Here is a 23,603-nt window from a genome sequence, read left to right as displayed (position 1 = left end):
CTCCTGCTGGTGGTGTGCGGCGGGGACCGGACGCCGGGCAGGCGGGTGAACCGGGCTCGGCGGTGGGCCCCCGGCGAACCTACCGCGATCATCACGGCCGGCCCAGTCGGCCGGGCGGCGGGTTATCGGCTGTCACGCGGGGTACGCGGGCCACAATTCGGACCACGGCCACCAGGAGTGATCATGAAATTCGCGCACCTGCCGCTGCGGGTCAGCATCGGCGCGTACTTCCTCAACTCGGGTCTGGGCAAGCGGAACCTGGAGGGCGAGGCCGCGCAGGCCATGCACGGGATGGCGGTGGCGGCCATGCCGCAGCTCGCTCAGTTCGAGCCGCCCCGGTTCGCCAAGCTGCTGTCGTACTCGGAGATCGCCCTGGGGGCCGCGCTGCTCGCGCCGTTCGTCCCGGCGCCCCTGGTGGGGCTCGGCCTGACCGCGTTCGGCGCGGGCCTCGTGCAGCTGTACCTGAAGACGCCGGGGATGCGCGAGCCGGGCAGCATCCGCCCGACCCAGCAGGGCGCCGGGCTGGCCAAGGACGTCTGGTTGGTGGGCGCCGGCCTGACCCTGGTGCTGGAGGGGTTGACTCACGGCCGTCGGCGCGGCTGAGATAGCTGCGGTGAGCCACACTCGTTCGGTACGGCCGTTCTACCGGCCGATGAGGCCCCGCCGCCGCGACGAGCCGCACCGCGCGGCCACCCCGCTGGAGCTCTTCTTCGACCTGTGTTTCGTGGTCGCCGTGGCGCAGGCGGCGACCAGCCTGCACCACGACGTCGCCGAGGGTCACCTCGCCCACGCGCTGCCCAGCTACCTGATGGTGTTCTTCGCGATCTGGTGGTCGTGGATGAACTTCACCTGGTTCGCCTCGGCGTACGACACCGACGACGACGTCTACCGGATCACCACGCTGGTGCAGATCACCGGGGCGCTGATCCTGGCGGCCGGGGTGCCACGCGCCTTCACCGACGGTGACTTCACTGTCATCACCTACGGGTACGTGGTGATGCGGCTGGCCGCCGTCGCGCAGTGGATCCGGGCGGCCGCCGGTGATCCGGCGCACCGCGCGGCGGCACGCCGCTACGCGATAGGCGTGACAGTGGTGCAGCTCGGCTGGCTGCTGCGGCTGGCGCTGCCCGACGGCTGGGGCGTCGCGGCGTTCGTGCTGCTGGCGCTCGCCGATCTGCTGGTGCCGGCGGTGGCCGAGCGTCCCGGGATGACGCCGTGGCACCCCGGGCACATCGGCGAGCGGTACGGACTGTTCACGCTTATCGTGCTCGGCGAGGCGGTGCTGGCGATCTCGGTGGCGATCCAGACCGGGCTCGACGCGGGCGACCATGGTCTCTGGGCACTCGCGGCGGCCGGCGCGGTCATCGTGTTCGCGCTCTGGTGGCTCTACTTCGACCGTCCGGTCGAGGCGCCGGACCGGTTGCCGTACTCGCTCATCTGGGGCTACGGCCACTACCTGATCTTCGGGGCGATCGCCGCGCTCGGGGCCGGCCTGCCCGTGGCGGTGGACCACGAGCGGCACCTGGCGCACGTCTCCGCGACGACAGCCGCCTACGCGGTGGCCGTGCCGATCGCCGTCTACCTGCTGACGGTCTGGGTGCTGCTCGTCCGCCGCCAGCAGCACGGCGCGGTGGTCGTCGCCTACCCGGTCGTCGCCGGGTTGGCGCTGCTCGTACCGCTGGGTCCGGCCCCGGTGCAGGTGCTCGCGCTGCTGCTTGTCGCGCTCGTCACGCTGACTGTGCTGCTGCGCGAACGCGACGGCGGGGCGTCCGCGACGCCTGCGGCCTGACCCCGATCCGGATCAGGCATCGACCACCCGGCCAGCCGACGCGCGGTACGGCCCGGAATTCGGCAGAATCGCGGCATGCCTCGCCGCCGATGGTTGCTGGCCGACCAACTCGGGCCACATTTCCTCGACGACCCCGATCAGCCGGTCCTGCTGGTGGAGATCCGGGAGCTGTTTCGCCGTCGGCCGCTGCACCGGCAGAAGGCGCATCTGATCCTCTCCGCCCTGCGCCACCGCGCCGCCGAGTTGGGCGACCGGGCGCTGCTGCTGCGTACCGACACGTTCCGCGAGGCCCTCGCGCAGGTCGCCGAGCCGGTGGAGGTGTGCCACCCGCACTCCCGGGCCGCGCTGGGCTTCGCCCGCTCGGTGCCCGGGTTGACAGTGCTGCCGCCGCGCGGCTTCATCACCAACCAGGCCGACTTCGTCGCCTGGGCGGACCGCATCCGTCGCGGGCCGTTGCGGATGGCCGACTTCTACCGGCAGGCCCGTCGCTGGCACGACGTGCTGAGCGGGCCGGCCCGGGGAACCGGTGGGGCCCCGACGCCACGTCGTCCCCGGGCGGAGGCCCCGGCCGCGTCGGCGACGCCACCGCCTCCGCCGCCGATCGTCGAGGACGACATCGACGCGCAGGTCCGCCACGACCTGGACCGGTGGGAGGCCGACGGGGTCCGGTTCGTCGGCCGCGACGGCCCCCGGCAGTACCCTGCCACGCACGCCGAGGCGCAGGCCCGGCTGGCGCACTTCCTGACGTACCGGCTGCCCGGGTACGGCCGCTACGCCGACGTGATGAGCGCCGACGACCCGCTGTTCGCGCACTCGACGCTGTCGTCGTCGTTCAACCTGGGGTTGCTGCACCCCGAGCCGGCAGTACGCGCCGCCGAGCAGGCGTGGCGGTCCGGCGCCGCGCCCCGTACGGCGGTGGAGCCGTTCATCCGGGGGCTGCTCGGCTGGCGGGAGTTCCTCTGGCAGTTGTACTGGTACCACGAGCCCGAGTTCCGGGGCGCGAACTGGCTGGCCGCTACCGAGCCGATGCCGCAGTGGTTCGCCGAGTTGGACGCCGACGCGGTGGAGGCGCGCTGCCTGGCCGACGTGCTCGCCGCCGTCCGGGACCGGGCGTGGACGCACCACAGCCCCCGGCTGCTGGTGCTGGGCAACTACGCGTTGCAGCGTGGCTGGCGTCCCACCGAGGTCGCGGACTGGTTCCGGCGCTGCTTCGTCGACGGCACCGACTGGGTGATGAACGCGACGGTCATCGGCATGAGCCAGTACGCCGATCTGGCCAGGGTGGACACCCGCCCGTACGCGGTGGACGGCACGGACATCGACGAGATCAGCGACTACTGCGGCGGCTGCCGCTACACCCCGGAACGGGCGCTCGGCGAGCTGGCCTGCCCGTACACCGGGGGTTTCGAGAGCTTCCTGCACCGCAGCCGGGAGCGGCTGGTGGCCGACCCGCGGCTCGCCGCGGAGTTGGCCCGCCGCGACGAGCCGGAGCGTCGCGACGCGGTGGTGGCGCAGGAGGAGAAGCGGGGCAGTACCGCACCCTGATCAGGCGGTGTCGGCAGCCGGTGCCGGGGGCTGCGCGGCGGGCCGGGCGACGCCGGCGTTGAGGCCGACGACCAGCAGCCGGTTGTACGAGGCCGGCAGGAGCCGGGCCAGCAGGTCGGGCAGCTTCGCCGACCAGCCGATCAGCACCCGGCCCCGCCGCCGCTCGACGCCTTTCAGGATCACCTCGGCGGCCCGCTCCGGCGCGATGGTGAGCAGCTTCTCGAACTGGGCCCGACCGGCGGTGTACTCCTCGATCGACACGCCGCTGCCGACCCGGGCGTTCTCGGTGATCCGGGTGCGGATCCCGCCGGGGTGCACCGACGTCACGCCGATGCCGTCGTCGACGAGTTCGTGGCGCAGCGCCTCGGTGAGGCCGCGGACGGCGAACTTGCTCGCGGCGTACGCGGTCTGCCCGGCGGGCGCGATCAGCCCGAACAGGCTGGAGATGTTGACCAGGTGCGCGCCCGGCTCGGCCTTGAGGGTGGGCAGCAGCGCGTGGGTCAGCTGCGCCACGGCCCGGAAGTTGATGTCGATCACCCAGCTGAACTCGTCGAACGTGACCTGGTCGAACCGGCCGCCGAGGCCGACGCCTGCGTTGTTGACGAGCAACCGGACGCGCGGATGCCGCTGGCGGATCTCCACCGCGACGCGGGCGGTGGCCGGCGCGTCGGCGAGGTCCACGAGGTACGTGTGCAACTGTCGATCGGGGTGGTCGGCGCGGATCGTGGCGGCGACTGCGGCCAGCCGCTCGGCGTCACGGTCCAGCAGGACCAGATCGCTGCCCCGGCGGGCGAGCGCGTGGGCCAGCGCCGCGCCGATGCCACTGGCCGCTCCGGTGACCACGGCTGTCGCGCCGGCGAAGTCGAACCTCTGCATGATCGGTGCTCCTCTGCTGGCGGTTACCGACGCTCGGACTCGACGGGACGTCTGGTGCTGCCGGGCGCGGTCACCTCGCCACCGCGCGAGAACCGCACCCCCTCGTCGGTGAGCCGGCCGTGCCGCATCAGCAGCACGTCACGGGCGTAGTTCTGGTGCAGCCGCCACGGTGCCCGCGCGCCCTGCCTGGGCAGCGCGTCGACCCCGCGCAACACGTAGGACGAACGCAGGTCGATGAGCGGCTCCCGCCGCGCGTCGGGCGGCGGGAGGGGGGTCACGACCTGCTGGCCGGTGCGGTCCAGGTGACGTAGCAGCCGGCAGACGTAGCCGGCGACCAGGTCGGCCTTGAGGGTCCACGACGCGTTCGTGTAGCCGATGGTCAGCGCGAAGTTCGGCACACCGGAGAGCATCATGCCCCGGTAGGCCACGGTGTCGGACAGGTCGACGTCGACGCCGTCCACGCGCAGCGTCAGGCCACCGAGGGCGAGCAGGTTCAGCCCGGTCGCGGTGACCACGATGTCGGCGGGCAGCTCGTCGCCGGAGGTCAGCCGGACGCCGTGCGCGGTGAACGTGTCGATGGTGTCGGTCACCACCGAGGCCCGGCCCTCCCGCACGGCGGCGAACAGGTCGCCGTCGGGCGCCACGCAGAGCCGCTGGTCCCACGGGTCGTAGCGGGGCGAGAAGTGCCTGTCCACGTCGTACCCGACCGGCAGCCGACGCTTCGCGCCCCGCCGCAGCAGCCGCCTGACCAGGCCGGGCACGCGTCGGCTGAGCTGGAAGTTGACAGTGGAGAGCAGCACGTTCTTGCACCGCACCACCCGATACGCGGCCTTCGCCGGCAGCCAGCGCCGCAGCGCGCCGGCCAGCCGGTCGCGCGAGGGCAGGGCGATGACGTACGTGGGTGAGCGTTGCAGCATCGTCACGTGCGCGGCTCGCTGCGCCATGGCCGGCACCAGTGTCACGGCTGTGGCGCCGCTGCCGATGACCACCACCCGCCTGCCGGTGTGGTCGAGGTCGTCGGGCCAGTGCTGCGGGTGCACCAGCCGCCCGGCGTACGCGTCCACGCCGGGCAGCGCCGGCGTGTAGCCCTCGTCGTAGCGGTAGTAGCCGGTGCAGGCGAACAGGAACGAGCAGGTCAACACCACGGTCGCGGCGGTGTCGGTGCGCTGGGCGTGCACCGTCCAGCGGGCGGTGCCGCTGTCCCACTCGGCGCGTACCACCCGGTGGGAGAAGCGGATGTGCCGCTGCACGTCGTACTCGCTGGCGGTTTCCCGGACGTAGGCGCGGATGGCCGCGCCGTCGGCGATGGCCGTGGCGTCGGTCCACGGCTTGAAGGAGTAGCCGAGGGTGAACATGTCCGAGTCCGACCGGATGCCCGGGTAGCGGAACAGGTCCCAGGTGCCGCCGACGGCGTCGCGGGCCTCCAGCACCGCGTACGTCTTGTCGGGGCAGTCGCGGCGCAGGTGGCAGGCGGCGCCGATGCCGGACAGGCCGGCGCCGATGATGAGCACGTCGACGTGGTCGGAGGGCATGGCGAACCTCGGTTCCGGGGCGGTGGACGGACACTAACACCGCCCCGGACACCCGGCAGCTAGCGCGCGGCGACCTGGTCGGGCACCCGGGTGGACTCCATGATCCAGTTGGTCTCCCAGGTGCGTTCGCCGTCGACCGAGAACGCCTGCTCCCACCGAGCCGTGGTCGCGGTGATGCCCGACCAGATGAACCGGCACCGCACCGGACGCCCCTCGTGCTGGTCGTCGGCGTAGAAGCGCCCCACCCCGTCGACGAAACGGCCCACCATCGGCGGCTGCTCCAATTCGCCGCGCCCGCTGTTCATCCAGTAGATCGACCACAGCTCGCGCGCCGGGTCGAAGATCCTGATCGTGGCGCCGGTGAAACCCTTGGTCGGAAAGGTGATCTCGTCGAAGTTGCCGCCCCCGCCGAAGAAGCTGTGCGCGACCGACACCCCGGGAAACTCCTCCCACTCGTCGCAGCCGGTCAGCCGCTCGCGCAGCCGCCGGTTGACCACGTTCCAGGTGCCCACGTAGAAGTCGAAGTCACCCATCAGCGGCCCACCGGCCCTTCCGCTCGCGTGTCACACAGATAACCGGTCAGGTCGGGAGCCTCCGGCGCCAGCATGTGCCGGACCCAGGCGGCCCGCTCGTGCTCCAGCACCGCCAGCTCCCAGACGCAGCCGACGGCGGGCCGACGTACCTCGACGAAGTGGGTCGGGTCGTCGTCCGGGCAGTCCAGCGCCGGCTGCCCGGCCGCGGCGACACGAACCTCCACCGCGTTGTCCCACACCCAGGTGTACGCCAGCAGGTAGGCGCCGGTGTCCGCGCCCCGGTGCAGCACCACCCACCCGGCGGCCGGGGTGCCGTCGTCGACGATGTCGACCAACAGTAGGGGCACCTGGTCGTACGCGGCCTTCTCCACCTCCGGTTCGATAGGCCGCTCCGGCTGGTCGATGTGGTAACGCTTGAGCTGCCAACCATCCACCGTGACCGGTCCCGGCGTTCGTAGATCCTTGTCGTGAAATGCCATGCCGGGACGGTAGAACCGCTCCCCTGACAGCTAGTGTCAGTGAAGTGCGGGCCAGCCGACTTCTCTCCGTCCTGCTGCTGCTCCAGTCGCACGGCCGGCTGACCGCCGCGCAGCTCGCCGAGCGGCTGTCGGTCTCCCCGCGCACCATCTACCGGGACGTGGAGTCGCTGCACGCCGCCGGCATCCCGCTCTACGGGGAGGCCGGGCACGCCGGCGGCTACCAACTCGTCGACGGCTGGCGGACCCGGCTGACCGGCCTGACCGCCGACGAGGCCGACCGGCTCTTCCTCGCCGGACTGCCCGGCCCGGCCGGGGAGCTGGGCGACGGCGACGTGGTGGCCGCGCTGCAACGCAAGCTGCACGCCGCGCTCCCCGAGCCGCTGCGCGACCGGGCGACCCAACTGTCGCAGCGCTTCCACCTGGACACACCCGGTTGGTACGCCGACGGCGACGCCTCCCCCGAGCTGGCCCGCACCGCCGAGGCCGTCTGGCGGCAGCAGCGCGTCGAGGTGCGCTACCGCGGCTGGCGCGGCGAGGTGACCCGGGTGCTGGAGCCGTACGGCCTCGTGCTCAAGGGCGGCCGGTGGTACGTGGTGGCCACCCGACCGGGCCGGGTCGAGCCGGCGACGTACCGCGTCAATCAGATCCTCGCGCTGACCCCGCTGGCGCAGGAGTTCGACCGGCCGGCCGACTTCGACCTGCCGGCCTGGTGGCGGGAGCACGTGGTGCGGTTCCGGGCCCGGCTGCACCGCGACGAGGCCACCGTACGGCTGTCTCCCGCCGGCCGGGAGCGACTACGGGAGATCGGCGCCGACCCGGTGGTGTCCGCGGTGGACGCCAGCGCCGGGCCGCCCGACGCGCGCGGCTGGGTGACCGCGGTCCTGCCGATCGAGTCGCTCACCCACGCCCACGGCGAGCTGCTGCGCCTCGGCGCCGACGTGGAGGTCCTGACCCCTGTCGCGCTGCGCGATCGCCTGGCCGCCACCGCCGCCGGACTGGCAGCCCTCTACGCCCCCACCGGCCAGTAGCCCCCTTCTTCCACAGTGGAAGACCGGCGGGACATCGACTGTCGGCAGGGTGTGCCACCCTGTGACGGGCACCAGCGGCCACCGGAGGTGAGGGCCACGTTAGGACTACGCGCACTGGTCGCCGTCCCCGGCACCGGGCCGGTGACCCTCGACGTCCCGTCCGGCGCGACGCTCGCCCTGGTCGCGCCGCCCCGGGTCGGCACGGCCGTGGCGCGGGTCCTCGCTGGGCTCGCCGCACCCGTCACCGGGCGGATCATGGTCGGCGACCGGGACGTCACGGCGCTCCCGCCGCCGCGCCGGCAGATCGGCTACGTACCCGCCGGCGGCGCGCTGCTGCCGCAGCTCACCGTGCGCCGCAACATCGAGTACGGCCAGCGCAAACGCGAACGGGTGCACGAGGTGGCCGACGACTGGACGGCGACTGTGGTGGACCGGCTGGAGCTCGCGCCGACACTGGATCTGCTGCCACACCTGCTCTCCGACGCCCAGCGGTTCCGGGTGGCGCTGGCCCGCGCCGCGGTCTGCCTGCCCGAGGTGCTCGTCGTCGACCTGCCCGTCGACCCGTCCGGCGGCAGTCGCCTCGGTGACCTGCTGCCCCGACTCGCGCCGCCGGACGCGCCGGGGGTGGCCGTGCTCGTCTGCACCGCCGACCCGGCCACGCTCGCCGAGATCCCCCGCCACCACGAGCTGGTCACCGAGCCCGACGAGGCGCTGCGGTGACGCCGTCCGGCCGGCTCACCCGGCGTACGCTCCTGCGGGCCGCCGCGGCCGGCGCGGCGGCGACCGCCGCCGGGTGTGCCGGCGGCGGCCGCTCGGTGCAGGTCGCGGTGGTGTGGAGCGGCAGCGAGCTGGACCGCTTCCGGGAGGTCGTGGCCACCTATCCCGACCCGGTGCGCGTGGTCAGCGCCGGCAACGACATCGACGCGTTCCTCCGCGCCCGGCACCTCGCGGGCACCTCGCCGGACGTGGCGATCCTGTCGCGCCCCGGCCTGGTGACGGAGTACGCCGCTCGGGGTTGGCTGCGCCCGGTGCGCCCCTCGACCGAGTACGCGGTGCCCATCGGGCTCAGCGACCTGCTGCTGACCGGCGGGCAGCGCTACGGCGTCTGGGTGAAGGCCGCGCACAAGTCCCTGGTCTGGCACCTGCCCTCGATGCTGCCCGAGCAGCCGACCAGCTGGGACGAGCTGGTCTCGTTGACCCGCCGCCTCGGCGCGCTCGCCCGGCGCGACGGCGGCCCGGCGCCGCTGGCGATCGGCGCGGCCGACGGGTGGGTGCTCACCGACTGGTTCGAGAACGTGCTGGCCGACCTCGCGCCGAGCGCCTACGACGCCCTCGCCGGGCCGGACGCCGACTGGCAGGGCCGGCCGGTGCGCGACACCCTGGACCGGCTCGCCGAGCTGTGGAGCATCGACGGGGCCTTCCCCGGCGGCGGCAGGCGTGCCCTGCTCACCCAGTACGAGGAGTCGGTGATCCAGGTGGTGCGTTCCCGACGGGCGGTGATGATCTTCGAGGCCGACTTCACCGCGGAGGTGGTCGGCCGGTTCCGGCGCGGCCCGGAGGAGCCCGTCACCTTCCGGTTCCCGAGCGCCGGCACGGGAGGCGGCGCCCTGATCGTGGGCGGGGACGTGGCGGTGGTGTTCGCCGACGCCCGGGGCGGGGTGGAGCTGGTCGAGTGGCTGACCCGGGCCGACTCGTTCCGGCCGTGGCTGCGCGCCGGCGGCTACCTGTCGCCGAACACCACAATCGCGCTCACCGACTACGCCGACCCGGTCCGTCGCCAACTGGCCCGCGAGATGCGCGGCCCGGACACCCTGCACTTCGACCTCTCCGACCAACTGCCCGGGGCGTTCACCGGCTCCGACGGGGTGGGCATCTGGCGGATCATGCAGGACTTCTTCTCCGACGTCACCGACGGTGTCTCCGCCGGTGCGGCGGTTCGCCGGGCCACCGGGCAACTCGCGGCGGCGGCCCGCGACGCGGGCGGCGGCCGATGAGCCAGGTCAAGGTGCTCGGCGAGCTGGCGGTGCTCGACGACGTGGGCCCGCCCCGGCGCGGACGGGCCTATCCGGCGGCCGGGGCGACGTCCGCGCTGCTGCTGCCGGCGGCGCTGCTGCTCGGCGCGCTGGTGCTGTGGCCGGTGCTGCGTACGCTGCACGCCAGCGTCACCACCGACGGTCGCTGGGTCGGCGCGCAGCACTTCCGCGCCGCGCTCGCCGCGCCCGGCACCGGCGCGGTGGTCGGCCGCACGGTGCTGTGGGCGATCCTGGTGCCGGCGGTGGTGACGGCGCTGGGCTACCTGTTCGCCGTGGCGTCCCGCCGCTCCGGCGAGGGTGGGCTGGTCCGCCTGATCCTGCTGGTGCCGGTGGCGTTGCCGCTTGTCGTCACCGGGGTGACCTTCCGCCTCATGTACGACCCCGACCCGACCCGGGGCCTGGCCACCCTGCTCGCGGCACGGCTGACCGGCCGCTCGGCCGACGACGCGCCGCAACTGCTCGGGCCGGGCCTGGTCACGGTGGCGCTGATGTCGGCGTTCGTCTGGGCGTGGGTGGGTCTGGCGGTGCTTGTCTTCCGGGCCGCGCTGGACCGGCTGCCGCCGAGCCTGGCCGACGCGGTCCGCGCCTACGGCGGCGGTCGACGGCACGTCCTGTGGGACGCGCAGTGGCGGCCACTGCTGCTGCGCACCGTCGCGGTGGTCTTCGCGCTGGTGGCGCTCGGCACCAGCCGGACCTTCGACCTGATCCTCGTCATGACGCCCGGGTCGGTCCGCGACGACGCGGCGGTGCTGGCGCTGCGGGTCTGGCAGACCTCGGGCGGCACCACCACCGGCCAGGGGGCCGCGCTCGGCGTCGTCTGGCTGGTCGCGGTGGTCGCCGGAATGCTGGTGGCGGCGTTCTTCGTCCGTCAGGCGTGGCCGCCGCCCCGCGTCGAGGCGACACCCGGGCCCGCACCGACGACGCCGCCGCCGCGACGGCTGTTCCGACTGCTCGCCGCGGGCGGCGCGGTGGTCTGGCTGATCCCGCTCGTCGTGCTCGTGGCGACCTCCGCGCACGGGCAGGTGGACGCCGCCGCGCGCGGCTGGTGGTCTGCCCCGCCCGGGACGGGCTCCTACGCGGCGCTGCTCCGCGGTGACGAGCTGTGGCGGGCGCTGGGCTTCACGCTGCTGTTGGCGACACTCGTCACCGCCACGGTGCTGGTGATCGCGCTGCTGGCCGCGTACCCGCTGGCGTGGCTGACCGGGCCGGCCGCGCAGGCGACCGGGCTGCTGCTGATGGCCGCCACCGTCGTGCCGGTGCAGGTGATCGCCGGGCCGGTCAACGAGGTGCTCGGCGTCGTGCTCTCCTCCGGCACCTCCCGCGGGCTTGCCATCGTGCACGTGGCGTTGGGGGTGCCGTTCGCGGTGCTGGTGCTGCGCAACGCGTTCGCCGACCTGCCCGCCAAGCAGGTGCGCGGCGCCCGACTGGGTGGTCGGCGCTGGTGGGGCACCCTGCACCGGCTGGCCCGGCACAACCTGCCGGCAGTGATCGCCGTCTCGGTGCTGGAGTTCGTCCAGGTCTGGAACGACCTGGCGGTGGGTCTGCTGTTCAGCGGGCCGGAAGCCACCCCGGTCGGGCTGTTCCTGGCCGGCCAGAGCCGCGGCTTCGTGTCCAACAGCGGGTTTCTGGCCGCCGGGTCGGTGCTCGCCTCGGTGCTTCCGGTGGTGCTGATGGTGCTGGCGCGGCGGCAGCTCGTCGCCGGGCTGGTCTCCGGGGGCGTCCGGTGACCGGCCCCACCGGTAACGGCCGGGTGCCGCGCTGGCCGGTGCTCGTGACGATCGGCACGCTGCTCAGCGGGGTGTTCGGCAACCTGGCCAGCAACCTGCTCTCGGAGTTCGCGGCGAGCGTGCTCGGCCCGGCCAGCATCGTGGTGGCGGTCCTCGGCGGCCTCGGTTTCGTGGTGTTCGAGCTACGCCGACGTCGTGCCATCCGGGAGACCGGCCCGGAGCCCACCGACGTCGTCACCACACCGCAGACCGACGTGCCCACCCTTCCGTACACGGCCGGGTTCGCCGGCCGCGAGGAGCACGTCCAGGCGGTGCTCGACCTGCTCGCGAGCGAGCACGCGGTGGCGGTGCTGGGCCGGCGGGCGGTCGGCACGTCCGCCTGCGCCGTCCAGGCGGCGAACCTGCTCCGCGACGACTTCCCGGACGGGCAATACCATTTCGACCTGCGCCGCGGCGGTCATCCCCGCTCCCCGCGGCAGGTGCTCACCGCGCTGGCGGGCGTCCTGGGCACCACGCCACCGACGTCGGGCCGCCCGGACGCCCTCGCGGCCGCCGCCGCCGCGCTGCGCCGCAAGCTCGACGGTCGCAAGATCCTGCTGGTGCTGGACAACGTCGACCGGCCCGAGCAGGTCCGCGCGCTGCTGCCGCCGACCGCCCGCACCTGCCGACTGCTGCTGGCCGGCGGCCCCGCGCTCAGCGGTCTGGGCGGGGTCGTGGAGCACTGGCTCGCCGAGCCCGGCCCGGACGAGGCCGTCGAGCTGTTCGCGGCGGCCGGTGGGGCCGCGCCCGCCTCCCGGATCCGCCGCGCCGACCCGCGCACCGACCCGGCGGTACGCGAGATCGTCGACCTGTGCGGGCGGCAACCCCGCACCGTCCGGGCGCTCGGTTACCGCACCGCCCAGCACGGCTGGCGGCACTCCGACGTGCTGGACGCGCTGCGCCGCGCGGCGCGTACCCCGCCGCACCAGCGGGTCGCCGTCTCGCCGGCGGCCCAGCTCGTCACCGAACGTGACACCGCGTACCGGGCGTTGACCCGCGAGGCCCGCCGGCTGTACCGCCTGATGTCGCTGGCCCCCGCCCCGGTGGACCGGCCGACAATCGCCGCGCTGGCCCGCCGCCACCCCGAGCGGGTGACCGCGCTCCTCGACCAGTTGGCCGCCGCCGCGTTCGTGATCGGGGCGCCCGGCGACAGGTACGAGGTCCGCCCGCTGCTCGCCGCGAACGCCCGGCTGCACCTGCGCGACGCCGAACCGGCCCGCTCCCGGGTCGCCGCGCAGGCCCGGCTGACCCGGCACCTGGCCCGCCGGGCCGAACGACACGCGGCCAACCTGGCCGTGCTCGGCTCCCCGCCGGACCGGGAGTGGTCGCTGCCGCTCGACGACGACCCGTACGGCTGGTTCGACCTGCACCAGGAGCTGCTGCTGGCGGTGGTCCGGGTGCCGGCCGGGGCGGCCGAGACGCTGCCCCGGCGAGTCCGCCGGTGGTGGTTCCGGTTGGCCGTGGCGCTGTGCGGGTGGCTCGCGCACGTCGAGCGGCTCGACGAGTGGGAGCAGGTCTGCCGTACGGTCCTGGCCACCCCGACTGCCGACGACCGGCCGGAGATCGCCGGATGGGCGCACAACGAGCTGGGCGTGCTACGGCGACGCCGGCACGACCCGCAGGGCGCGGCGGCGGCGCTCACCCTCGCGGTGGCCGAACGAGGCCGGCGGGGCACCGCCCAGGCGCGGATGAATCTCGGGCTGGCGCTGCTCGACCTCGGGCAGCTCGACGACGCGGTGGAGCACCTGGAGCTGTCCCGCCGGCACCGCTCGTCCGCCGACCGGTCCGGTCACGCGCTCACCGACCTGGGCCTGGGCGCGGCGCAGCTCGCCCGAGGAGAGCTGGACACCGCGCACCACCACCTGGTGCGGGCGGCGAACACGTTCCGGTCGGTGGGTGACGCGCGCGGCTACGCGGCGGCGCTGACCAACCTGGTGCTGGTGCACGCCACGCTCGGCGAGCACCTGGACGCGGCGCAGGCGTGGCGGGCCGCGCTGCGCGAGTACGAGTCGGTGAACGACCCGGCCAGCCGCGCCGCGGCGCTGCTCAACGCCGGCGCGACGCTGCTGACCAGCACGCCGGGGCAGGCGCGGGCGGCGTACGAGCTGCTGGCCGAGAGCCGGCGGCTGCGGGCGGAGACCCCGCCCACGGCGGGGCTGGGCCGCACCCTGCTGTACCTGGGCGACGCCGCCGCCGCGCTGGGCGACGGGGCCGAGGCGCGGCGGCTCTGGGCGGACGCGGCGACGGTGGCCGAGGAGGTCGACGACGACCGGGCGCTGGCCGCCGCGGACGAGCGCCTGGAGCGCGACGCCGACCCTCCGCCGGCCGGCACCTGAGCTGTGGGTCCCGCCGGGCGGCGTGATGTCCATCGCTCACGTTGGCCGGTGGCGCGGGTCTGGGAGAGTGTGTGACCGTGGACGCTCTCTCGGTGCGGGGACTCAGCCGCAACTTCGGCAACCTGGTCGTGCTCGACGACGTGAGCTTCACGTTGGCGGCCGGCCGGATCGCGGTGGTACTGGGCCCCAACGGCAGCGGCAAGACCACCCTGCTGCGGTGCGTGGTCGGCGCGGACCGTCCGGACGCCGGTGAGGTGCTGGTGCAGGGCCGCCGGGCCGACGAGACCGATCCGCAGGTGCGGGCGCTGGTCGCGGCCGCCCTGGACGACATCGACTTCTTCCCCGACCTGTCGGTTGTCGAGCACCTGGAGCTGGTCGCGTACGCCCACGGGGGCGACGCCGAGCCGGTCGAGGAGGTGCTCGCCGAGTTGGGCCTGGAGCCGGCCCGTGACCAGCTGCCGGTGACCCTGTCCAGTGGGCAGCGCCGCCGGCTGGCGCTGGCGTCGTGCTTCGTGCGCCCACGACGGGTGCTGATCCTGGACGAGCCCGAGCAGCGGTTGGACGTCCGCGGCCGGCAGTGGCTGGCCGACCGGCTGCGCCGGGAACGGGACGCCGGCACCGCCGTGCTGCTGGCCTCGCACGACCCGGAGCTGATCGACGCGGTGGTCGACGAGCGGATCGAGATCGGTCGGTGAGCGCCCCGCCGGCCACGATCGCCGAGGTGCCCGCCGGGCTGCCCAGCGCCCGCCAGGTACGCACACACCTGCGCCGGGCCCGCCGCCGCCACCACGAGCACTCCCTCGGCGACGTGCTGGGCGACGCGTACGTCGTCGTGCTCTTCGTGGGCATGTACGGCTGGTTCGCGGTCAGCGCCAGCCGCGACGTGCTGGTCTCCCCCACCGTCGGCCGGGCCGATGAGGGGGTGCGCTGGTGGCTGGCGGTGGCCGCGCTGCTGGCCGGCGCGGGGCTCGCCTGGCGAGGTCTGCGCGCGCTCGGTCCGCTGCTGGTGACCCCGGCCACCCAGAGCTGGGTGACAAGCGCCCCGGTCGACAGGCGGGCCTGGCTGGCGCCGCGTCTCGGCGTCCTGCTGGCCGGCGCGGCGGCCGGCACCGCGCTGCTCGCGGTGGCCGTGGCCGTGCTGGGCGGCGTCACCGACCTGGGCGCCGTGGGCTGGGCTGCCGCGGCCGGCGCCGGGTGGGGCGCCGCCGCGCTCGCCCTGAGCGTCGTCGCCCAGAGCAGCCGGGCCGGTCGCCGCTGGCCGACGGTGGTCGGGGCGGCGCCGATGGTGGCGGCCGCCGTCGTCGCGACGGTGGTGGTGATCGCCGGTCGCCTCGGCGACGCGCTGCCCCGGCCGGCGGCGTTGCCGACCGGCGCGCTGGTCGCCGTCGGGGTGCCCCTCGCGGTCCTCGGCACGGCCCTCGCGGTGAGGGCGCTGCCCCGGGTGGACCGGGCCACGCTGACGACAGGCGCGCAGTTCGCCAACGCCGCCGCGACGGCAACGATCCTGCTCGACCCGAGCATGCTCACCAGCCTGGTGGAGAGCCGGCGGTGGCGGCGCATCGGCCGGGTCCGCAGCCGCCGCTTCCTGCCCGGGCCCGCGTGGTGGGCGCTGCTGCAGGCCGACGTACGCCGGCTGCGCCGCCACCCCAGCGCCCTGCTGATCTGGGCGGGGCTGATCGGCGTCCAGTACGCCGCCGCGCTCGCCCTGCCGGGGCTCGCCGGCGCCACGCAGGTGGTGTTCGCGTACGTCGCCACCGACCGGCTCACCGGTGGCCTGCGCGCGGTCAGCCGGTCACCGGGGCTGCGCCGGGCCCTCGGCGGCAGCGACGCGGCGCTGAGAGGAATCCACGTGGCGGTGCCGGCGGTCGGCGCGGTCCTGTGGTGGCTGCTGACCCTGCCGAGCCTGCCGACCCTCGACGCCGGGCCGGCCTGGCTGGTGCCGACGCTGGCGGTCGGGGTGGTGGCCGCCGCCTGGCGGGCGGGCACCCGTCCGCCGATCAACTACGGCGGCGCGACTGTCAACACGCCGTTCGGAATGATTCCTGTCGACCTGCTGCGCCAGGGCTCACGCGGGCCGGCGCTGCTGGCCGTGCTGGTGCTCGTCCAGCTCTTCCTGGGCTGACTCCGCTTCCCCGGCGGTGTGGCTCGCCCCGGAAGTCCGCCGCCGGCCCTGTCGACCTGCCCCAGCTGTGGGGCATCGGAGCGCGGAGGGCGCGACCGTCATCCTTGCAGCACCGCCGTACGGACGGCGTCGGCGAACCGGCGGTTGCGGACCATCTGCCCGAGGGGCACCCCACTCTGCTGTTCCGCGTCGATGATGCGGCCGAGGGTGGGCAGGAGTTTGAGGACAGCCTGCTCCGAGGCACCGGGATCCCACACCAGATCGAGCAGCCGCCGGCACTGTTCACTGCCACGGCGGGGATTGCTGGTGAGGCGTTCGGCTCCGAGAACCTGCCACCGCATCGCCGCCATGAGGTGATAGCGCGCGGGCCGCAGCGTCGCTCGAATCCGCCTGGTTCGCAGCAGCCATTCGAGGCGGTAATGGGCGGCAGCCGCCACATAGTACGCGTCCGGGAGGTGGTCCTCCTGAAACAGCGCATCGCGGTGGCGCTGGGTCAGATCGCGATAGTGACCGGCGGCCGCCGGCTCTCCGAGGAACATCGCGGCGTAGGCACGGGTGAGCTGGGCACGGTTGACCACTCGCGTCTTCTCCACCTCGTTCCGGGTGGCGTACTGCTTGGATCGGCGCTCATACCACAGTCGGCGCGGCGCCGGTTGCGCCGAGAACCAGTCCTCCAACCGTCGGTGAAAGTCCTCCCGGGTGGAAAGCTCCTCCTCGCTCACCGCGGTCTGCCGGTTGGTGGCGGCGATGATGCCAGCGATGACCTTCTCGTCCTCGCTGTGCACGATCCGTACGCTGACCTGCACGTCGTCGGTGAGTCGATCCCGCTCGTCGAACAACACGTGACAGGTCTGGCACCCGTTGACGACCTGGAAGTCTCGGATGTGCACCTCGTCGCCGACCACGTTGAGCCCTCGGGTGACGATGGTGACGCCGTTGTTCAGCACGGCGAAGCGACGGTGCTGCAGCGGATCTCGGATGGCGTCACGGATCTGGCCGTTGACCCCGTTGTAGCCCTGGAAGTCCCGCACGTTCTCGTGAAACAGGGCCTTGCGAATGTTGCCGGCCGGATCGGTGAGCACCCGGGACACCAGTTCTCGAGCGGGCAGCAGGCCGAACAGTGACTGGACGACACCGGGCATGGTCGGTGGGGAGAGCTTCTTGAGCATCTCGAAGGTGGCCGGTACCGCCTGCGTGGCGCGCTGGTACAACTCACGCAACTCGTCGCGCGTCACGCAGCGCACGTCGACCATGTCGAAGCGGCCGGAGCGCATGAGCCCCCGCTCGGCCGATGCCGCCTTCTTACGCAGCATGTCCGCCACCTGGCCACCCGTGGTGACGTACCGGACGTGCAGCTTGGGCCGACCACCGGAGAACTTTGCGATGTTCGCATAGACCGCCCGGAGGCACCCGCGAAGGTTCTCCACGTCCTGGGACGCCGGATACGGCAGGTCAGCCTTGTCGACGACGTGCGCGAGGTTGTCGGCCAGGTCAGCGATGACCTTCGACTCGAACTTGGGACTGGTCTTCGCCTGCACGACGATGATCCGTACGTCCAACTGGCGTGCCTGCTCGGTCGCCGCCCGGACGTCGGCCTCGTCGTGCAGGAGCTCGCCGTTGACCAGGATGCCGAAAACATCGATGCCGAGGTCGTTGCCGCCACCCATCCGGAAGACATCCGGGCTGAAGTCGCTCTCGTAGAACGAGCTGAGCACGCAGAAGCCCGCGAAGGCTTCGAACGCCTCGTCCTGTGGCAGCCCGACGAGGTCGCGGTCGGTCTGAAACTTGCGAACCAGGCTGTCGATGACGATGTCCATGCTGTTCCCCCTGCCGGTCTGTCAACTCCGGGCCCGGATCAGTACTTCTTCCACGGTGAGCGCGCTCGTCGGGTGGTGGCTGAGGCACATCGGTGTTGCCAGCTTCTGGAAGCCGAGGCCTTCGCCCACCGCATAGAACTGGCCGGCAGTCAGTCGAGAGATGTCCAGGACGGCACTCGCCTTGGCCTGCGCCACCTCCTTCGCCGCCGCGATCTGGATCGGACTGTTGAGGAAGCCGAAGAACTGGGTTGCGGCATTGCCGACGATCCGGTTGTGGATGCCCTTGGGCGCCTGCGTCGCGAAGATCAGACCGAGGCCGTACTTGCGGGCCTGGCTGGCCAGGGCGAGGGTGCTCTCCGTGCAGGCCGTCAGCGCGCCCGACGGCGCGAGGGTCTGCGCCTCGTCCATGACGAAGAGCCCGCCGAGCGGGCGATCACCGGCGGGATGTTGTTTGATCCACGCAAACAACGCCATCTGCAATTGGTTCACGAAGCCCTGTCGTTGCTCATTGCTGGCGAGCCCAACGAGGCTGATCACCGATATCCGAGCTCGCTTACCGGCCGAAGGCGTCAGGAGGACGCCCGGGTCCAGGGGCACGCCGGTGCCGCCGAACAGCGGATCAAGAATCATCGCCGCCTTGAGGGTCTCGGCCATGTCATGCGCCAGTTCACCCGCCCGGGTCAGCGTGGTGGCGCTGTCAGGCAACTCCGCGAGCAACTCGACGAAATCACGCAGACCGGTGCCTCCGCTGTGGGCGAAGTACGCCAGCGCCTCGCGCAGCACCGCCCGGCCACGGTCCATCTTCGCCGTCTTGCCGCCCATGCGTGCCCGGGGTGCGAGCCCTGCCACGGCGGTGTCCAACGCGAGGGCGAGTTCGTCGGGTTCGTCGAGCACGGCGGCGAAGTCCGGAAGGGGCTGAAGACTGAGCGGCCGGCCGGCTTCCCGGCGGGGCGTCCACACCACCACGTCCGTGCCGTGCAGGTAAGCTGCGGCCCGCTCGGCATCGCCCGGCTGCCATGACGGTGGCGCCTCCGGCCACGGATCACCGAGCCGCGCCAGGTCGTTGTTGGGGTCGAGCACGATCGTGGAAACCCCCTGCAGGGCACACTCCTCGATCAGCCGCCGGATCAGCACGGTCTTGCCCGATCCCGAGCCGGCGAAGATGACTGTGTGTTTGCGTAACGACTCCAGCGGCACCCGAATCGCCGCGCCTGTCTCGACCACCGTCCCCAGCAGGAGGCCAGCGCCACCGGTTGTCTCATCGAGCCGCGCCTCGCGGGTCGTGTCGTCGGGCGCCGTCCAGCGAGCGTCGCCGGGTTCGATCCACTCCTTCGTAGGCGATTCCGGCCGATCCGGCGGTCCACCGGGTCGCCCAGGGCCGGGAGACTGCGCCTCCGCGGTGTCCGGCGGCAGGCCGAAGACCTGCCGGAACAGCGTGGTGTTGCCAGCGGGGCGACGCAGGCGAAGCCAGTCGCCGAGCGCCGGATCCTTTTCGTCGAGCAACACCGCGAGCCCGGCGAAGGTGCGCAGGTCGTCGGTGGACACCTCGGTGATCAGCCCGCCCGCAACCTCGAACTCGTCCAGCAGACGTCGGGTCACCGGCCCCTTGGGCCAGCGAGTGTTGCGAAGCAGAACCGCACGCCGCTTGTCGATGCGGGGATCCAGCCCGACGAGCTGTCGAAGCCGCTCGATCCGCGCCTGCACAGCCCGATGGTGCGTGTGCGACAGCGCCCGGAACGACCAGTGCGCCTCATCCTCGGTCGTCTCATCCAGGCTTTCCCGGAGCCAGGCATGCATCGACGGATTGCCCTCCTCGCCGAGCACGACCTTGTACCGCCCGTTCAGATCTCCCTGCTCGATTGCCCATGCCCGCAGGCCGGCCCCCAGCAGGCGGGGCATCTCGACGTCCTCGGAGGCGGGATCCATGGCGTGGTCGACGTCGAGCGATCCGCGCAACTCGGCGAACCGCCGCTGCACCGACTCCACGTCCTGCGGCTGAGCCGCCGGCTGCGGCTCCCGTGGTGCGACCCGTTGGTCCAGTTCGTGCAGCGGCTCGACACTGCCGGTCGTGAGGCAGGCGCGAAGGTGCTCATCCACCCGTTCCAGCAGGGATCGCGGGGTGTAGTCAGGCGCGGCGACGAACGCCGACGGCAACACCGGCCAGGTCGCGTACGGCGGCGCAAACCCGACCGACTCGAAGAAGGGCCCGAAGCGCGCGGCAACCAGCTCCGCACCCACCTCGGGTGACGGCAGCCGACTCAGCCGCGTCTCCCGACGGAACCGGTCGCGCACCGAGTCAACGGTGTGGTTGCTGATCAGCTGCCAGGAGGTGGGCAGGCATGCCACAACGGTCACGGTGCGCCGCAGCGCTTCCCGCAACTGCATCAGCCCGTGCCCGAGTTCCTCGGCCAGGGCGACAGACTCGGAAGGCACGGCATCCGGCTGGCCGTGATTGACGACGGAGGTACGGGCCTGCGCGATGACGGTGTCGATCTGATCGACCGCGAACATACTGGCACCGGTGCTGGCCAGCAGACGCGAGATCTCTTCCGCGACCTCCTGTGCCGTCTTCGCTCGGCTCGGCAGGCCCCACCGGGCCTGCTCACCACGGTCCTCATCGGGCAACGACGTAAGGAACGCCTCACCGATGTCCTGAGCCGCATCGTCCTTGGTGGCCAGGAGCACCAGGGCCCGCAGGGTGTGCCGGCACTCACGCCCCAGATCGGGGTCCACTCCCCGGAGCGCAGTCACGAAGGCGTCGAGCGATTCCGTTGTCAGTGGATGTCGTCCAAGAATTCGGTCACGCAACTCCCTTCCCACGGCGGCGCGCTCACACAGCCGATCGAGAAGCACCGCAAGTTGAGGATGCCGGTACGAACCGGAGCGCCGCAGACCGCGCAGGAGCGTGTGCACGACGTTCGGCCAGAAGGCTCTTGCGTCGGAGATCCCGAGGAGAAAGAAATAGCCGCCACTGCGTTGCACCTGCTCACGCGCCCAGCGCAGCAGATGGGTCTTGCCGGCGCCGTGCTGGCCTTCCAGGATCAGTCCGAGCGGGCTTCGCCCCTTGCTCGCGACCGCTTCCCGGTACACGCGCAGAAGAGCGGCACCGGCCTCACCGTTGAGTGCGTCGATGTGGATGTCCAGCGGGGACCAGACGTCCTCCTGGGTGGGTGCCCAGTCGAGCCGCCGCAATTCCAGCAGCGCCTGACGCTGGATCTGGTCGATCATGAGTGGTCGATCGTGATCAGATGCTTGTCTTCACCACCGATGGTGACCGCGGCGTCCCGGACCGCCTGCGTCAGCGCCTTCCGGTTGGGGTCCGGCTCAAGGTGGATCTCCCGCCGCCGGTCCATTGCCCGAAGCACACGATCGAGGTCGTCGCGAGCTACGTCCTCCAGACTCCCCCGGAGGCGTGCCAGGCTCACCAGCCTGCCCGGCGCGTCGGCGAGACGCTGGTACGCGTCGCGCACCCGATCCTCGACACCGTCCGGCTCGCTGCCCGCCCGCTCCCCTTCCGATGGGGCGGCGCCCTCCGGCGGCGTCGGTACGTCGTCGGAGGACTCGGTCTCCGCGCCGGGAATGCCCAGAGGGCCGACGTACAGGTCGGCCAACTGCAGGTTGCGGGTCGCCAGCAGTCGGTCCAGGTGCATCAGCGTCCCGTAATGCAGCAGCCATGCCGACGAGACCCGCTCGGGGGCGGCTGCGCCGACCTCGCGGCGAGCCCGCTTCCAGCCATCCTCGGTCAACTCGTGAAAGATCGCTCCGCGCAGGCCCTTGCGCCAGACGATGTACCCGGCGGATTCAAGTTCCTGCCGGATGTTCTTGTCGATCCGCATCCGGAATTGCTCGTACAACTCCGAATTGGATGCCTCCGAGACATGGGTCATCAACGCCACGAGCGCCTGTCTGGCCGACGTACCGAGGGGTTTGTTCGACATGGGGCAGTTCTCCGGGTGTGCGAGGGGAACGGACGACGGCATGCCTGAGGGACCGGCCATGGATGGGAACCACGCCGCCCGAGAAGAGCATCATTGCGGCACGATCGTGGCGAGCGCGAGCCCACCAAGGCGCCAAGCGGGCGTGAACCGCTGTCATATTCCAGACTTTCGACCGAGACTGAAAAGCATTGATTCTGCCGCCTCGTCCGGAATAGATCAGCGAACAGCCGGCCTGCCCGGCACAGCGCGGCGGCACTCGTGATGACATCGAGCCTGACCAGACGTACCGACACACGTCCTGCGAGCCCGCCGCAACTTCCCGGGCCGGTGCGACGACGACCGATGGCGACCTCGGTCAGGCGGTGTCGCCGGGGGTGAGGTGGCGGTAGCCGGGGATGGTCTCGGCGAACCAACCGGCGACGCTGGCCAGGCCGCGCTCGTTGAGCTGCGCGTCGTGGATGGGGTACGCGGCGGCGGCGCCCACCGCGCGGGCGAATCCGATCGCCTCCTTCAGGCGCAGCCACGACCCCTGGGCGGGAACGAGCAGGGTGTGCACCGGCTCGTCCGGCACGTGCACCGAGTCGCCCGGGTGGTAGAGCTCGTCGCCGATCAGGTAGCCGAGGTTGGGGCAGTCCGGCTGGCCCTCGTGGATGGCGGCGTGCCGGCCACCGTGCGCGCTGACGGTGATACCGGCGGCGGTGAAGCGCTGCCCCGCGCGCACAGGCGTCACCGGCAGCGGGGCGAGGTCGGGTAGCCGGGCGCCCTCCGGGGCGTACACCGGGACGCCCAGCCCGGCCAGGCGCAGCACGTCCACGTGGTCGGTGTGTTCGTGGGTGACCAGGACGGCGTCCGCGCCGACCAGGGCCCGCGGCTCGCTCCAGGTGCCCGGGTCGACCACCAGCACCCCACCGTCGTGCTCGACGCGGACGCAGGAGTGGGTGAATCGGGTGATCCGCATCCGGCGACGGTACGCCGCGCCGGGTCGGGGTACTGCGCACCGCATGCCCCAGCGATACGACACCTACCCGAGGATCGCCGTGGTCACCGGCGCGGACTCCGGGATCGGCAAGGCCAGCGCGGTCGCCCTGGCCGAGGCCGGCTTCGACATCGGCATCACCTGGTACGGCGACCCCGACGGCGCCGAGCGGACCGCGACCGAGGTCCGCGCCACCGGGCGGCGCTGCGAGATCGCGGAGGCGGATTTCACCGGCCTGCCGGACGCGGCGGCGGTGATCGACGAGTTGGCCGACCGGCTCGGCGGGATCGGGGTGCTCGTCAACAACGCCGGCACCGGCGCCTCGACGCCGTTCGTCGACACCGGCTGGGACCAGTGGCGCGAGGTGCTGGCCGTGGACCTCGACGCGCCCTTCCTGTGCGCGCAGCGGGCCGCCCGACGGATGCGGGCCGCCGGCGCCGGCGGACGGATCATCAACATCACCAGCGTCCACGAGCACGCGCCCAGGGTGGGTTCCGCCGCGTACTGCGCCGCTAAGGGTGGCCTGGGCCTGTTGACCCGGGTGATGGCCCAGGAGTTGGCCGCCGACGGGATCACCGTCAACGCCGTCGCTCCGGGCGAGATCGCCACACCGATGACGGGTCAGGAGGACGTCGACCCGTTCACCCAGGAGCGGCCCGGCGTGCCGGTGGGGCGGCCCGGCGACGCCCGCGAGGTGGCGGCAGTGGTCGCGCTGCTGGCCTCTCCTGCCGCCAGCTACGTCACCGGGGTGTCCTGGCCCGTGGACGGCGGCATGCTGCTGATGGGCCCGCAGGCCTCCGCGTTGACGAGCGACGACTGGCGACGGGTCTGAG

At 72.8% G+C, this 23,603-nt stretch carries 19 protein-coding genes; 11 read left to right on the top strand and 8 right to left on the bottom strand.

What is annotated here, in order from left to right; translation table 11 throughout:
* Positions 1-183 precede the first annotated feature (183 nt).
* The 3 genes from ACGFIE_RS33425 to ACGFIE_RS33415 all read left to right on the top strand — a co-directional run bounded on the left by ACGFIE_RS33425 (position 184) and on the right by ACGFIE_RS33415 (position 3,334).
* Complete coding sequence (locus ACGFIE_RS33425; RefSeq protein WP_393302549.1) at positions 184-603, top strand: hypothetical protein; 420 nt, start codon at positions 184-186, stop codon at positions 601-603.
* Positions 604-613: 10 nt separating this feature from the next.
* A complete protein-coding gene (locus ACGFIE_RS33420) occupies positions 614-1,789 on the top strand; it encodes a low temperature requirement protein A (protein ID WP_393302546.1) in 1,176 nt (391 codons plus the stop codon).
* Positions 1,790-1,864: 75 nt separating this feature from the next.
* Positions 1,865-3,334, top strand: coding sequence for a cryptochrome/photolyase family protein (locus ACGFIE_RS33415; protein ID WP_393302543.1), 1,470 nt, complete (start codon positions 1,865-1,867; stop codon positions 3,332-3,334).
* Here the strand turns inward: ACGFIE_RS33415 and ACGFIE_RS33410 are convergent, their stop codons facing one another.
* The 4 genes from ACGFIE_RS33410 to ACGFIE_RS33395 are packed head-to-tail and all read right to left on the bottom strand — an operon-like array spanning position 3,335 to position 6,754.
* Entirely contained in the window at positions 3,335-4,210 is an 876-nt protein-coding gene (locus ACGFIE_RS33410) for an SDR family NAD(P)-dependent oxidoreductase (RefSeq protein ID WP_393302540.1), read from the bottom strand.
* A 23-nt stretch (positions 4,211-4,233) separates the two neighbouring features.
* Positions 4,234-5,742: a flavin-containing monooxygenase gene (locus ACGFIE_RS33405; RefSeq protein ID WP_393302537.1), complete on the bottom strand. Its 1,509-nt coding sequence runs from the start codon at positions 5,740-5,742 to the stop codon at positions 4,234-4,236.
* A gap of 59 nt (positions 5,743-5,801) precedes the next feature.
* Positions 5,802-6,275: a hypothetical protein gene (locus tag ACGFIE_RS33400; protein ID WP_393302534.1), complete on the bottom strand. Its 474-nt coding sequence runs from the start codon at positions 6,273-6,275 to the stop codon at positions 5,802-5,804.
* Complete coding sequence (locus ACGFIE_RS33395) at positions 6,275-6,754, bottom strand: hypothetical protein (protein ID WP_393302531.1); 480 nt, start codon at positions 6,752-6,754, stop codon at positions 6,275-6,277. Before ACGFIE_RS33395 ends, ACGFIE_RS33400 begins: the two co-directional genes overlap by 1 nt.
* A 44-nt stretch (positions 6,755-6,798) precedes the next feature.
* On the opposite strand from ACGFIE_RS33395, the gene ACGFIE_RS33390 reads away from it, so the two are divergent.
* The 7 genes from ACGFIE_RS33390 to ACGFIE_RS33360 all read left to right on the top strand — a co-directional run bounded on the left by ACGFIE_RS33390 (position 6,799) and on the right by ACGFIE_RS33360 (position 16,039).
* Positions 6,799-7,782, top strand: coding sequence for a helix-turn-helix transcriptional regulator (locus ACGFIE_RS33390; RefSeq protein WP_393302528.1), 984 nt, complete (start codon positions 6,799-6,801; stop codon positions 7,780-7,782).
* Positions 7,783-7,869: 87 nt separating this feature from the next.
* Positions 7,870-8,502 carry an ATP-binding cassette domain-containing protein gene (locus ACGFIE_RS33385; RefSeq protein ID WP_393302525.1) on the top strand — a complete coding sequence of 211 codons (633 nt, stop codon included), beginning with the start codon at positions 7,870-7,872 and terminating at the stop codon, positions 8,500-8,502.
* Complete coding sequence (locus ACGFIE_RS33380; protein ID WP_393302522.1) at positions 8,499-9,776, top strand: hypothetical protein; 1,278 nt, start codon at positions 8,499-8,501, stop codon at positions 9,774-9,776. Before ACGFIE_RS33385 ends, ACGFIE_RS33380 begins: the two co-directional genes overlap by 4 nt.
* Positions 9,773-11,542 (top strand): hypothetical protein, encoded by a 1,770-nt coding sequence (locus ACGFIE_RS33375; protein ID WP_393302520.1) that lies wholly within the window; start codon positions 9,773-9,775, stop codon positions 11,540-11,542. The genes ACGFIE_RS33380 and ACGFIE_RS33375 overlap by 4 nt, the downstream gene beginning before the upstream one ends.
* Complete coding sequence (locus ACGFIE_RS33370; protein WP_393302517.1) at positions 11,539-13,917, top strand: tetratricopeptide repeat protein; 2,379 nt, start codon at positions 11,539-11,541, stop codon at positions 13,915-13,917. Before ACGFIE_RS33375 ends, ACGFIE_RS33370 begins: the two co-directional genes overlap by 4 nt.
* 71 nt (positions 13,918-13,988) lie before the next feature.
* Positions 13,989-14,612: an ABC transporter ATP-binding protein gene (locus tag ACGFIE_RS33365; RefSeq protein WP_007459467.1), complete on the top strand. Its 624-nt coding sequence runs from the start codon at positions 13,989-13,991 to the stop codon at positions 14,610-14,612.
* A complete protein-coding gene (locus tag ACGFIE_RS33360; protein WP_393302513.1) occupies positions 14,609-16,039 on the top strand; it encodes a DUF6297 family protein in 1,431 nt (476 codons plus the stop codon). Before ACGFIE_RS33365 ends, ACGFIE_RS33360 begins: the two co-directional genes overlap by 4 nt.
* Before the next feature lie 98 nt (positions 16,040-16,137).
* Here the strand turns inward: ACGFIE_RS33360 and ACGFIE_RS33355 are convergent, their stop codons facing one another.
* The 4 genes from ACGFIE_RS33355 to ACGFIE_RS33340 all read right to left on the bottom strand — a co-directional run bounded on the left by ACGFIE_RS33355 (position 16,138) and on the right by ACGFIE_RS33340 (position 22,752).
* Complete coding sequence (locus ACGFIE_RS33355; RefSeq protein WP_393302511.1) at positions 16,138-17,856, bottom strand: AIPR family protein; 1,719 nt, start codon at positions 17,854-17,856, stop codon at positions 16,138-16,140.
* Between the two features lie 21 nt (positions 17,857-17,877).
* Positions 17,878-21,084, bottom strand: coding sequence for a helicase HerA domain-containing protein (locus tag ACGFIE_RS33350; RefSeq protein WP_393302508.1), 3,207 nt, complete (start codon positions 21,082-21,084; stop codon positions 17,878-17,880).
* Positions 21,081-21,752: a hypothetical protein gene (locus ACGFIE_RS33345; protein WP_393302505.1), complete on the bottom strand. Its 672-nt coding sequence runs from the start codon at positions 21,750-21,752 to the stop codon at positions 21,081-21,083. Before ACGFIE_RS33345 ends, ACGFIE_RS33350 begins: the two co-directional genes overlap by 4 nt.
* Before the next feature lie 397 nt (positions 21,753-22,149).
* Positions 22,150-22,752, bottom strand: coding sequence for an MBL fold metallo-hydrolase (locus tag ACGFIE_RS33340; RefSeq protein WP_393302503.1), 603 nt, complete (start codon positions 22,750-22,752; stop codon positions 22,150-22,152).
* A gap of 43 nt (positions 22,753-22,795) precedes the next feature.
* Here ACGFIE_RS33340 and ACGFIE_RS33335 point away from each other — a divergent pair, with 43 nt between their 5' ends.
* Positions 22,796-23,602 carry an SDR family oxidoreductase gene (locus ACGFIE_RS33335; RefSeq protein ID WP_393302500.1) on the top strand — a complete coding sequence of 269 codons (807 nt, stop codon included), beginning with the start codon at positions 22,796-22,798 and terminating at the stop codon, positions 23,600-23,602.
* The last annotated feature ends 1 nt before the right edge of the window (position 23,603 follow it).

Origin of the sequence: Micromonospora sp. NPDC049275, from assembly GCF_043197115.1 — a bacterium.
Lineage (GTDB): Bacteria > Actinomycetota > Actinomycetes > Mycobacteriales > Micromonosporaceae > Micromonospora.
This window is presented reverse-complemented; position numbering and strand designations above follow the sequence as displayed.